Below are 12,110 nucleotides of genomic sequence, written 5' to 3' on the forward strand. Positions count from 1 at the left end.
AAAAAACATTGACGTTAAACCGCTAAAATTATATCATGCCCTGTTTATGTTAGACCTTAATTTGATTGACCCTGAAGTTTTCGCCGCCGAGAAGCAGACACTGGAAGGTTCTGTGAAACTGGGTGAGTTGGATGAGCGTGTTTGGTCGCACGAATATTTGGCAAGCAAAGAGGCCGATGTGTCTTTTATATTAAAAGGCGGATTGGATAAATGGCAGCGCTTGTTTTTGGATCTGAGCTTGAAGGCGGATATGCCGCTAATCTGTCAAAGATGCGTAAAACCGATGTCGTTTGAACTTGATGAAACGAGTCATATTGTGCTGTTTGCCGATGAACAGAGCTTGGATGATGCTATGCTTTCCGATGATGAGTTGGAAGGTATGCTTTTAGAAAAAGAGCTCGATATCCGCACTTTGATAGAAGATCAGATTTTGATGGCCTTGCCTTATTCGCCCCGCCATGAAAACTGCCACAACATCGAATTGGAAACAGTCAATCACGACAAACCGAATCCTTTTGCCGCTTTGGCAGGGCTGAAAAGCAGCCGCTAACCGATTTACAGTTTTATTTTAATTATTAGGAGCTTGAAATGGCCGTTCAACAAAATAAAAAATCTCCCTCTAAACGCGGTATGCACCGTTCACACGATGCTTTGACTGCGCCTGCTTTGTCTGTTGACAGCACCACCGGCGAAGTCCACCGTCCGCATCACATTTCTCCCAACGGTATGTACCGTGGCCGCAAAGTGGTAAAAGCCAAAGGCGAATAATTTTATTCTCTGCGGATACTTATGAAGGAAGCCAGAAGATTGTCCATCAGACAAATCGCTGGCTTCTTAGCGTTTTAAATGCTGATTACCTCAGATGTCGATTTATGAAGTAGCCTTTGTTTCGTTGATCTTGGACAAGTCAGGCACATTCTAAATTAGGTTTTCAAAACTCAGGCAGTTAAGATTATGGAAAAAAAAGTTTGGTATACCTACGATGATATTCACTGCGTATTAAAAAGCTTGGCAGAAAAAGTGCAGGCAGGCAGTGTAAAGTATGATGCGATGATTGCAATTGGCGGCGGCGGATTTATCCCTGCACGAATTTTACGTTGTTTTCTGAATATCCCTATTTATGCCGTAACTACTGCTTATTATGATAGTGAATATCAAGGAAAACATACTGAGAGCGTGAAAAAAATCCAATGGTTGGATCCCTTGCCTGAAAATTTGGTAGGTAAAAATGTATTGGTGGTTGACGAGGTTGACGACAGCCGCGTTACCATGGAGTTTGTGCTGAACGATTTATCTAAACTCGACTTGGGTACTATCGGTATTGCCGTCTTGCATGAAAAGAAAAAAGAGAAAAAAGGCAAACTGCCGGAAGGCATTCCTTATTACAGCGGCATTGTTGTAGAGGACTGGTGGATCAATTATCCATGGGATGCCGAAGATATTGAAGAGCATAACCAATTGGCTAAACAATCTGAAAAGATTTAGCGCGGAGAAAACCTTATGATTACATTGGCTGTAGATGCTATGGGTGGTGATTCGGGATTGGATGTAACCGTTCCCGGAGCCGTAGCTTTTTTGAAGCAGCACACAGATGTCCGCCTGATTATGGTAGGGGATCAAGAGCGGTTGACCTCATTACTTAAGGCCGCCGGTGCGCCAATGGATAAAGTGGAAATCAAGCATGCATCGCAAGTTGTGGATATGGATGAACAACCACAACTTGCCTTGAAAAATAAAAAAGATTCCTCTATGCGTGTGGCCATTAATCAAGTTAAAGAAGGTGCAGCGCAGGCAGCGGTTTCTGCCGGTAATACCGGTGCACTGATGGCTACTGCACGCTTTGTTTTGAAAACTATCCCCGGTATCGAGCGTCCTGCGATTGCTAAGTTTCTCCCTTCAAAAGGAAGCCACACCACCTTGATGCTTGATTTGGGTGCCAACGTAGATTGTACTGCCGAAAATCTGGTTCAGTTTGCCGTGATTGGAAGTGAGCTGGTACAGGCGCTTTTCCCGCAAAACGGTTGTCCGCGCGTGGGTTTGTTGAATGTCGGTTCCGAAGATATCAAAGGTACTGCCACGGTAAAACAAGCGTTTAAACTTTTAAAATCAGCAGATTTAAACTTTATCGGGAATATTGAAGGTAACGAAATTTTCAGTGGAGAAGTTGATGTGGTGGTTGCCGATGGGTTTGTCGGTAACATTATGCTGAAAACCATCGAGGGTATGGTGAAGTTTATGGGGGGCGCCATTAAGCAAGAGTTTCAGGCCAATATCTTTACCAAGATGGGGGCATTGGCAGCTTTGCCTGCGTTGAGAGGTTTTAAAAGCAAATTCGACCCGCGTAAATTTAACGGTGCGATCTTTTTGGGATTGCGTGGTGTGGTTGTAAAAAGTCACGGCGGTACTGATGCAGAAGGCTTTCGTTATGCTTTGGAAGAAGCCTATCATGAAGCCAAAGCCGACAGCTTAGTTAGAATAGAGCAGGGTGTTGCTGCCCAACTTGCTGTATTGGCAGAGAAAAAGCAAGAAGCTGAAAATGCTGCTATGGCGAATAATATCGAATAGTTTTTGAAACAGTATTTGTCAGTGAAACTTTAAATGCCTGTCTGAAAAATATTTTCAGACAGGCATTTAAAATTAACTCAAATATTGCTCACGTTTTCATGACTCATAACTTTAAATTTTGGCAACAACTACAATATTAAATATTCAGCACAGTAAGAATGAAAGCATTATGAACCAACCACGTAACAACAAAACTTGGAGGCAGAAGTTACCCAAAAGGGAAGAAATATTTGCTTCCCGTTGGACAAAGCCTTTTGCTCCCATGTTTGACAAACCTTATTTTTGGACACTGAACCGCCGGCAGGCTGCTGTTTCAGTGGCCGTGGGGATGTTTTGTGGTTTGATGCCAGGGCCTACGCAGATGATAAGCGCTTTGATTGTGGCCTATTTTTTGCGGACCAATTTGCCGGTTGCTGTGTTTTCTACACTTTACACTAACCCGCTTACCTATATGCCGCTTTATTATCTGGCTTACCGCATCGGTAGTTTCCTGATGGGTATGCAGCCTGAAGCATCATTGAATTTACCTGATTGGGGAGATCATTTTTTTACTGAACTTGGTCATTGGCTTTTAGGTGCAGGCAAACCTTTGTTGCTTGGCGTACCTGTTTTAGGTGGCACTTTGGCGATTATTGGTTATTTTGCCGTATTGCTGTTTTGGCGTGGCCGCACAGCTTATCAATGGAAAAAACGTCAAGAGGCGAGAAAGTAATTGCAATGAAAAAGCCTGAATAAAAATATTCAGGCTTGAAATTTGGCTCCCCGACCTGGGCTCGAACCAGGGACCTGCGGATTAACAGTCCGAGATTGTAAGTATAACTAATTGTTTTTAAATAAAAGTGAAGCCTGCAACTACAGTCACAAACAGTATCTAAGTTAGATATTTAGTCACAATTTCGTCACAGCAAAAAAAAACAAAAACTTAAGCCAGCCTATTGTATGGGTCATGTTTAAGTTTTTGTTTTTTATACAAGAGGAGTTTATGGACTTGGTTTCTTTTATCAATACAGATAATGCAGTTTTATTGTTCTTATCGCTTTAATTGGCATTTATTTTATTTGGAAGATTACTAATGGAAATGAGATCGCTACTTATGCGATTTTTTTATTGGTTTATTTGCAGCAACGGTATTTGTGCTGTTATTAGATGAGGGTGCTAAATGGGAGAAATTCAAAGTGGAGCATAATTGTAAGGTTGTCGAGCATATTAAAGGCGATATTCAAACGGGCGTAGGAATTACAACTAGTGGATACTGGGTTGGTGGTTGTTCCTGAAGCCGATAAAACAGCCTACCTGTGCGACGATGGTGTAACTTATTGGAGGTAAATTAGGGTGATGAAACAGGCTAATTATAGAAATGATGGATACAAGTTTAATTGCAACAAATTGTCAAAGAAGGCCGTCTAGAATGAATTTTAGAAGGCTTTTACTTTATCCGATTTTAAAAACAAGAGAAAGGAAATTACATGCCGAGGCGAACATTTGTTGTGGCTTTATGTGCTTTATCAAGCATGGTAACGGCTGCCCCTTATCCACAATACCAAGCCTTAGTAGAAAAACATGCGGCGGCGCAAGGTTTGGACGCAAATCTTGTATGGGCGGTCATGGCTCGCGAAAGCGGCGGACGCTGGAATGCAACATCTCCGAAAAACGCCCGAGGATTGATGCAAGTTATCCCGCCGACCGCTGCAAGGATGGGTGTTAATCCTAAGCAACTGTATAACCCTGAACATAACATCATTGCCGGCACACGTTACTTACGATTTCTAAGTAACCGTTATAACGGCAATATTGACTTGATGTTGGCCGGCTACAACGCCGGTGAGGGAGCCGTGGATAAGTACAAGGGTATCCCTCCTTATCGGGAAACACAGAATTATGTTCGGTTTGTTAAAAACCGTTATGCGCAACTCAGTGGCAAACCTGCTTACGCTGCCGGCAAAAATGTTGTGATGAAAGCGGTTTATCAGCCACAGGTAAAAGGCCGTCCAAAGACGAAGCCGGCTATCACTGAGAGTGCTGCCGTTTATGCCCAAGCACCCAAACAATTCGCTGCTTGGGATGTGTTCCAAGAATTTTAATTTAGCAGTTCGCCTTCGGGCACAAAAAGCGTTCCGGCCAAGTGCCGGTTTTTTTATGTCTGCCGCATATAAGCGGCTTTTTTGTTTTCTTCAAAAAGGAATCAATATGGATATTTCAACCTCAACATCTTCTCGTAAAACAACATTGTTCAAAAATATACTGACCGCGGCAGCCATGTGTATTGCAAGTCACGGCGCAATGGCTGCCGGCTTTGACGACGCGACGTCAATGGCAACCACCATCCGCACAGGAATTTATACGTTCCTCGGGGTTGTCGCATCCATTATTGTGTTGTGGCAGTGTATTGAAGGAGCACAAGGCCGCAAACAGTGGGGCGATATTCTGGTTGTTTGTTTATGGGTGGTTGGTGCAGCTGCCAGTCTTGCCTTTGTTGCATATCTGTGGACTAAAGGCGGCTCTATGTCGTTCTCATAAAAGGATGCCAAATGACCGAGAATATAGACACGGAGCAGTCTACCTTTAATGGTATGGCCCGGCAAGCGATGGTAGTTGGTGTACCTCTGCCCGCTCTCGCTGCCAGCGGGTTCGTCGGTATTATGGCAGCGATGGTTTCTTTGCCGATCCTAGAAGGATCGGCATTGTTTTTCCTGTTGCTGCCGGTCCCGTTCATTATGTTTTTCCGCACAATCTGTGCCAACGATGACCAGGCAATCAGGATGTACGTGTATGAACTAAAATGGTTTTTGAGAAAGAAAAATTCAAAACTGTTTGGTGGCACTAATACATTCCTTGCCACTAAATTCGGGAGACAATTAAGTGATTATCAGCGATTTTTTGACCAAAGCTCTGCAAAAACAGCCGGCTCAGTCAGATTTTCTACCCAAGATCTGCCAACACGTCACCAATAACATTGTTCGCTACAAAGACGGCTATCTTGCCTTTGTAATACGCATGAATGGTATTCCCTTTGACGGGGTTGACGACAAACATCTGTTTTCACAGTTTGTATCACTTCGAACCCTGTTGGCCGGTATGGGTAAAACACTGGGAAACCGATTGGCAATCTGGGGGACTTTGCAGCGCCAAAAAATCAACTTCGACAGGCAGTATGAATTCGGTTCTATTTTCTGTCGGAAGTTTGCCGAAAAATATCTGCGGCGTTTTGAGGAGCACGACTATTTCGAAAACGTTTACCACCTTACCGTTTTGATAAAAACCGACAACATTGATATGGGCATAAAAGAAGCGGAGGAGCAAATTCAGATCATGATGCGTTCCCTTGATGTCTATGACCCGTATTTGTTGACGGCATATCAAAACCAAAACGGGATTCCTTTTTCCGAGGTGTATGAATTTTTCGGCAGCCTGATTAACGGGCAGAAAGAACCTATCCCTTTGTCTACTGTGGATGCATATCAAATGATTGGCGGTGCCAGCTTGCATTTTGGTTCTGACATTTGTGAAATCCGCTCACAAGACGGCACCATTAAGTTTGCCAAAATGTTTGATTTGAAAGATTTTGGATTGAGCAAACCGAAAATTTTCAACAGCATCCTGACTTTGCCTTGTGAGTTTACGCTGACGCAAAGCTTGATTTTTGTTAATCCCCATACAATGAAAGATAAAATCAAAAAGCAGTTGAACAATCTTGAATCTGCCGGTGATTTGGCTAGTGGGCAGTTTAATGAGTTGCTTGAAGGGCAAGGTAAGCTGGCTGCTGGGGAATTGATGTTCGGGGACTACCATTGTGCGTTGGTCGTTTACGGGAATACACCCGAAGCAGCGGATGCAAACGGTGCGCGGGCTTATTCGACTTTCCTGAACGCCGGCGGCTACCGGTTTACCAAAGCCGGACTGTCTGCACCTGCGACGTTCTTCAGCCAAGTGCCGGGCAGTAAAGAAAAACCGCGGATGTTTCCCAAAACCACCACCAATTTCGCCACCACTTTCGGCATTCACAACTATTCGCAGGGAAAGAAATCGGGCAATCCGATTGGCGACGGTTCCGCTTTGATGCCGCTGCAAACGGTTTCAAAAACCATCTACGATTTTAACTTTCACTTTTCCAATCCGAAAGAAGACAATATCGGTGAAAAAATTGCAGGTCATTCCCTGCTGTTTGGTGCAACCGGAACCGGTAAAACTACCACGCAGTCGGCAATTATGGCATTTGCCGAACGTTTTAAGCCCAACTTGTTTGTGATGGACTTAGATCGCGGGATGGAAATTTTTGTCAGGGCGATTGGCGGCAGCTACTTCTCACTTCAGGCCGGCGAACCGACGGGTCTTAATCCGTTTCAGCTTAAAGATACACCGGCCAACCGCGAGTTTCTGTATTCCCTGGTCGGCATGTGCGGAGAAGACGAGAACGGCAAGCTGACTGCTGCAGAAGAGAAGGAAATCCAATTTGCAGTAGACAGCGTGCTGAGCCTTGATTTTGAAAACCGTAACTTCAGTCACCTGTTGCAGAACATTCCGGTTATCAACAATCCCAATTCATTGCGGGTACGTTTGTCGAAATGGTGCCGCAGCGAAGGTGGTCGCTTCGCATGGTGCTTGGATAACCCGACCAACCGGTTTGACCCGGAGGACTTTAGCCGTGTCGGTTTTGATTTGACCGATATCCTGAAAGACGACTACCCGCCAACCGGCCCGGTGCTGGCATACATGTTCCATCTTCGAAATATTATGATGCAGAAAATCGCCAAAAACAGCGGTATTTTGGCCACCATCATCGAAGAGTTCTGGTATGCGGCGCGTTACACGGTCACTCAGGACATGATGCTGAAAATCCTGAAGACCGACCGTAAGTTGGGTGGTTGGCTGATTCTGGTTTCGCAGTCACCGGAAGACGCAATCAATTGCCCGATTTTTGCCGCGATCGTACAGCAAACGCCGACCAAAATTTATCTGCCCAACCCTGACGCAGAGTATGAGGGTAGCTACGAAAGATGCGGCATTACCCGGAAAGAGTACGAAGAACTGGTCAAACTGTCGAAAGAGAGCCGCACTTTTCTGATTAAGCAATCCAAGCAATCCGCTTTTGCCATGCTTGACTTGTACGGGTTCAAGGACGAGATGCCTTTCCTGTCCGGCTCATCCGACAATGTGGAGCTGCTGCATGAGGTAATGGAAGAGGTGGGTAGCGAAGACGTCAATGACTGGTATCAGCCGTTTATCGATGCCATTCGCAAACGTGAAGCGGCAAAAGTACGCAAAACTTTTTAGGAGGAGTTTTATACGATCAAAGCGTTACTTTCCCAATCTGCTATGCCTATATCGGACCCGTATACGGGTTTTTTAACGACCACCCTAACGGGTGGTTTTTTATTCCTTAATAAGGAGATTCACATGAACCTGAATTTTTTCAAAAAAACAGCCTTCGCTGCTGTGATTTCGACGAGCTTAATGTTTGGTGCAGTTACGCCTGCTACGGCGGGCATTCCCGTAACTAATCCGCTAGGACTGGTACAGCAGATTCAGCAGACAGTTCAGATGGCTCAGCAGATCCAAAACCAAATTAAGCAGTTAACGGAACTCAAAAACCAATTGAAAGCCGTTACCGGCTCCCGTAACATGGGTAACCTGCTGAAAGATACGGCAAAATCCCAGATTCCTACCGAGTGGAGCTCTTTATACAACGGTATTAAAGACATTGACTACAAATCAGTGCTTGACGGCAAAAAATATAACCCGGAAACGGCTTTACAATTGCTGGCCAGCAACGAAGAATTGACCAAGAAAGCATTTGACGAGCTGTATGCCCAGTTAACTACTGTCGAAAAACTACGCGAGGAGATAAACAACACGCAAGACATTAAGGCCGCTGCCGATTTACAAAACCGCATTGCAACAGAGCAGGCAAAAATCCAGACCACGCAGGCAAGGCTTGATATGATGGATCGGTTTTTTGCCCAACAGGAAAAAATCGAGAAGAAAAAATATGCGGCGCGTGAAGCTTGTATGTCGCGACATATGTTCGACAAAAAGTTTGACGAGTGCAACCGGTAACATTATTCGCCTGTTCGACACCCGGCTAAATGCCGGGTGTTTTTGATAAAGGAAGGTATATGGGACAAACCTATACGTTTTTTTCCGACATCGCCAATATGATTATGAACGGGATGGGTTCCAACCTATTCAGCAAATCGGGTTCCCTTATTGCCGGTGTCGCTCCGCTGTTTCAGGCAGGCTTTTCAATCTACGTGGTGTTGTTGGCATTTGATTATTATAAGAAGGGTTTTGACGAAAGCGTGGTAGACATCGCCAAAAGCCTGATTGCCTGGCTGATTATCATCGCCTGCGCTTTCAACGCATCACAGTATGACAAGTTGGCCAACTGGATTTGGATGTTTCCCGACCGGTTGAGCGGCTTCTTGGGGACGCAGGAATATACAGCCAGCGCATTGGATACTAGTGCCAGCAACTTGATGAATACTTCGACTACTATCTTAGAATATGCCGCTGGTTTAGATTTTACCCAAGTATCTGATAAATTGATGCTGTATATCGGATGGGCCGTTATAGTGGGGTGTGGCATTATATTTTTTGTTATCAGCTTTTCGTATTATGTAATTGCCAAATTGTCTTTGGCCATGGTAATCGTAGTCGGTCCGATTTTTATCGGCTCGTTTTTATTTCCCTCCACCCGGCAATGGGGCATGAACTGGATTGGTCAGGTTTTAAACTATTCCGTAACCATTTTGTTTTTTACTGTTTTGGGTGCCTTACAGCAGGATTTCTTTACAACGCATATGGAGAATGCTATTGTGGGAGACATCACATCCGTGGCGCAGGTTTTTGGTTTGATTCCGTTATTTTTGCTGTCAACCGTTTTCTTTATTCTGGTGGCATGGGGTATTCCATCCATCGCTTCGGCATTGACCGGCGGTGCTTCGGTAAACGGCTTCAGCCGTACCGTCATGTCGGTGTACGCTTGGGCCAAAACCAAAAATATCCCTTCTTTGGGTAGGAAAGGAGGGGATATCCGCCAAGGCAAATAAAGGAGTTTTATCATGATGGGTAAGTTGGCAAAATATTCTTTTTTGTTGTTTATTCTTGGCCTTGTGTGTCAAATTATCATTGGCCCGCAATTAAATATGAAGGTAGCTTTTTTTACATTTATTTGTTTCTTTGTCAGCATGATGGCTTTTTTAGGCTGGTTTTTTGGTGGTCCGATTACCGTTGTGGTCAAAGATGACCGTGACCACCGCTGAATTTTAAAAAATTTATTTTGTGGATGATCAAGCCCGTACTGTTTTCAGTACGGGCTTTTTGTTTGAAGGAGTTTTCATGAATATCCGTTTTACTGTTTCGGCACTCGTTGCCGTCGCCGCTTTGTCGGGCTGTGCCCAACTAAATGCAGGGTTGGAACAATTGAGTGGAGCGCTGGATAAAGCGAACTCTGCCTTGTCTGCATCCAATTCCTCCGGCAGTATCGGAAAAACCTATACCGTTGTGGACAAAGTAACATCCCAATATGAAATCCGTAACCTCTCATTGAAGTTGGAGAAGCTTAACGAAACCCGCACCGATGTACGTTTCGATGGGCAGGCATTCAACAAAACCAACAAGCTATTGAATATCTCAATTGTTATTCCTGTTTACGACGAGCAGAACTACTTAGTGACCTCAGTTCGGGCGCAAGTGCATTTGCCGCCCGGCGAAAAAACTCGGGTAGATACAGTCTCGCCTTTCGCCCTTCGTGACGGCCACCACCTGAATACCCGGAAAACCAGATTTGTCGTAGCGGAATACTGATCCCGCCCCAACACCCAAAGCATGCTCCGAGCATGCTTTTTTACTTTTAAAGAAAGGACGAGAGCCATGAAGAACTGGATGATTGCAACGGCTGTTGCCTTGATGTTGTGTGCCTGTGTGGGGAAAAACCCGCCCAAACCGAAAGGCACCCCTTTTCCTATTAACTCATCAACCACGATAGGGGGCTTTTGATGACAGCGCAAACTACTAATCCAAAAAACGGCGGAAAAAACGCCCGCAATAAAAAAGCTTTGGATTTTATCGATGCGGCAAAAGCGTTTGAGAAATCCGAAATCGAGATGGTGCGCCGCAACAGTAAAATTGCTTGGCGTATTTCAGGCGGTTGCCTGCTGCTGGTCGGCTTGCTCGCCGGCGCAATTGCCGGACTTACCCCATTAAAAGAAGTCAAGCCGTTTGTTATCCGAGTGGATAACAATACCGGTGTTACCGATATTGTTACCTCCGTCAAAAAGAAAGAGGAAAGCTATGGCGAAGTGGTGGACAAATTCTTCCTGAGCCAGTACATCCGTTACCGGGAAGGTTATGACTGGCAAACCATTCAAGACAGTTATGATGCCACCATGCTGTTGAGCGCCCCGACCGTTCAAGCCGAGTTTTCCAAAATATATCACAACAATCCCGATGCGCCCCATCTCAAATTGAGAGGGGATTACAAAGTCGTTGCAAAAGTCAATGCCATTACCTTTATCGGTAAAACCGCCCAAATCCGTTTTGAAAAGCAACGGATTCCGGTGACCGGCGATTTGGACAAAGTGATTCCTGCTCAAAAAATGATTGCAACCATCAGCTTTGACTACACCGACAAACCGTTTAGCGAAAAAGACCGTTTGGTTAATCCTCTCGGTTTTCAGGTAAACAGCTATCGGGTTGACCCGGAAAACACGCCATAAGGAATGTGTATGAACATCAAGAATAATTTACTGACCTTTCTGTGCTTGTCAGTCCTACCGCTGACGGCCCAAGCAGTTACCGTTCCCAAATGTGCCAGCCGAGACTGCCATATCCAATATGCCGTTTACAACGAGAATGAGGTATACCACATTCGCGGCAAAGTCGGCGCCGCATCTTGGATCCAACTGGGTCCCGATGAACGTCTGGTCGGCGATTCTGCATTTTTGGGGGTAGGAGATAAGAAGGCTTGGAATATGGGTATTAAAGGTAACAATATCGTATTCAAGCCGACGGCCAAGCTGCCGGACACCAATCTGCTGATACAGACCAATAAGCGCTCATACGCTTTTTCATTGTCACTCAAGCCGTTCAAAAAACAGAAACCGACCTATATTTTACGCTTCCACTATCCTGATTCGGTGGATGCAAAAAACCGGGCAATAGCTGCAAAACAGGCTAAAGCGCTTGATAAGCTGTATCGAGCGGGGGCATTGAAAAACGCAGAGCACAATCAAAACTATTGGGCATACGGAAGCAAAAACCTGACACCGACGGCGGCCTATGACAACGGCCGCTTTACTTATTTGAGTTTTGATAACGGTAAAGAGCTGCCGTTGGTTTATAAGGTTATGGATGACGGCACCGAAGCATTGTTAAACACCCATATGGAGAATGAAGTGATCGTTATCCATGAGACCGCCAAAAAATTCATGTTACGGTTGGGAAAATCTGTGCTTGCGATTGAAAACCGGGGCTTTAATGAAAAGGGCACATTCAATCGTACCGGTACTGATAGTAACGATTTTGTACGGGTGACCCGATAAGCACGG

15 protein-coding genes are annotated in these 12,110 nt (G+C 44.9%); all 15 read left to right on the forward strand.

Annotated elements, in window-relative coordinates; translation table 11 throughout:
* Positions 1 to 46 precede the first annotated feature (46 nt).
* A complete protein-coding gene (locus AKG09_RS01855; RefSeq protein WP_054617787.1) occupies positions 47 to 550 on the forward strand; it encodes a DUF177 domain-containing protein in 504 nt (167 codons plus the stop codon).
* A 38-nt stretch (positions 551 to 588) separates the two neighbouring features.
* A complete protein-coding gene (gene rpmF, locus AKG09_RS01860) occupies positions 589 to 768 on the forward strand; it encodes a 50S ribosomal protein L32 (RefSeq protein WP_002214744.1) in 180 nt (59 codons plus the stop codon).
* A gap of 186 nt (positions 769 to 954) precedes the next feature.
* Positions 955 to 1,485 carry a phosphoribosyltransferase gene (locus tag AKG09_RS01865; protein WP_054617788.1) on the forward strand — a complete coding sequence of 177 codons (531 nt, stop codon included), beginning with the start codon at positions 955 to 957 and terminating at the stop codon, positions 1,483 to 1,485.
* Positions 1,486 to 1,500: 15 nt separating this feature from the next.
* Complete coding sequence (plsX, locus tag AKG09_RS01870) at positions 1,501 to 2,565, forward strand: phosphate acyltransferase PlsX (RefSeq protein WP_054617789.1); 1,065 nt, start codon at positions 1,501 to 1,503, stop codon at positions 2,563 to 2,565.
* Between the two features lie 169 nt (positions 2,566 to 2,734).
* Positions 2,735 to 3,277, forward strand: a complete 543-nt coding sequence (locus AKG09_RS01875) for a DUF2062 domain-containing protein (protein WP_054617790.1) — start codon at positions 2,735 to 2,737, stop codon at positions 3,275 to 3,277.
* Positions 3,278 to 4,031: 754 nt separating this feature from the next.
* The gene (locus AKG09_RS01880; RefSeq protein WP_054617791.1) at positions 4,032 to 4,646 is read left to right on the forward strand and encodes a lytic transglycosylase domain-containing protein; all 615 of its coding nucleotides are present in this window, start codon (positions 4,032 to 4,034) and stop codon (positions 4,644 to 4,646) included.
* Positions 4,647 to 4,752: 106 nt separating this feature from the next.
* The gene (locus tag AKG09_RS01885; protein WP_054617792.1) at positions 4,753 to 5,082 is read left to right on the forward strand and encodes a hypothetical protein; all 330 of its coding nucleotides are present in this window, start codon (positions 4,753 to 4,755) and stop codon (positions 5,080 to 5,082) included.
* A gap of 11 nt (positions 5,083 to 5,093) precedes the next feature.
* Positions 5,094 to 5,516, forward strand: a complete 423-nt coding sequence (locus tag AKG09_RS01890; RefSeq protein WP_054617793.1) for a VirB3 family type IV secretion system protein — start codon at positions 5,094 to 5,096, stop codon at positions 5,514 to 5,516.
* Positions 5,517 to 5,559: 43 nt separating this feature from the next.
* On the forward strand, positions 5,560 to 7,836 hold the full coding sequence (locus AKG09_RS01895) for a conjugal transfer protein (RefSeq protein ID WP_231623880.1): 2,277 nt from the start codon (positions 5,560 to 5,562) through the stop codon (positions 7,834 to 7,836).
* Positions 7,837 to 7,878: 42 nt separating this feature from the next.
* Positions 7,879 to 8,619, forward strand: coding sequence for a type IV secretion system protein (locus tag AKG09_RS01900; protein ID WP_082391719.1), 741 nt, complete (start codon positions 7,879 to 7,881; stop codon positions 8,617 to 8,619).
* A gap of 59 nt (positions 8,620 to 8,678) precedes the next feature.
* The gene (locus AKG09_RS01905; RefSeq protein WP_054617796.1) at positions 8,679 to 9,611 is read left to right on the forward strand and encodes a type IV secretion system protein; all 933 of its coding nucleotides are present in this window, start codon (positions 8,679 to 8,681) and stop codon (positions 9,609 to 9,611) included.
* Between the two features lie 12 nt (positions 9,612 to 9,623).
* Positions 9,624 to 9,824 (forward strand): hypothetical protein, encoded by a 201-nt coding sequence (locus tag AKG09_RS01910; RefSeq protein ID WP_054617797.1) that lies wholly within the window; start codon positions 9,624 to 9,626, stop codon positions 9,822 to 9,824.
* A 76-nt stretch (positions 9,825 to 9,900) separates the two neighbouring features.
* On the forward strand, positions 9,901 to 10,368 hold the full coding sequence (locus tag AKG09_RS01915; RefSeq protein WP_054617798.1) for a hypothetical protein: 468 nt from the start codon (positions 9,901 to 9,903) through the stop codon (positions 10,366 to 10,368).
* A 191-nt stretch (positions 10,369 to 10,559) separates the two neighbouring features.
* Positions 10,560 to 11,279: a virB8 family protein gene (locus AKG09_RS01920; protein ID WP_054617799.1), complete on the forward strand. Its 720-nt coding sequence runs from the start codon at positions 10,560 to 10,562 to the stop codon at positions 11,277 to 11,279.
* Positions 11,280 to 11,288: 9 nt separating this feature from the next.
* Positions 11,289 to 12,104: a P-type conjugative transfer protein VirB9 gene (gene virB9 / locus AKG09_RS01925; RefSeq protein ID WP_054617800.1), complete on the forward strand. Its 816-nt coding sequence runs from the start codon at positions 11,289 to 11,291 to the stop codon at positions 12,102 to 12,104.
* The last annotated feature ends 6 nt before the right edge of the window (positions 12,105 to 12,110 follow it).

Source organism: Neisseria sp. 83E34, assembly GCF_001308015.1.
Lineage (GTDB): Bacteria > Pseudomonadota > Gammaproteobacteria > Burkholderiales > Neisseriaceae > Neisseria.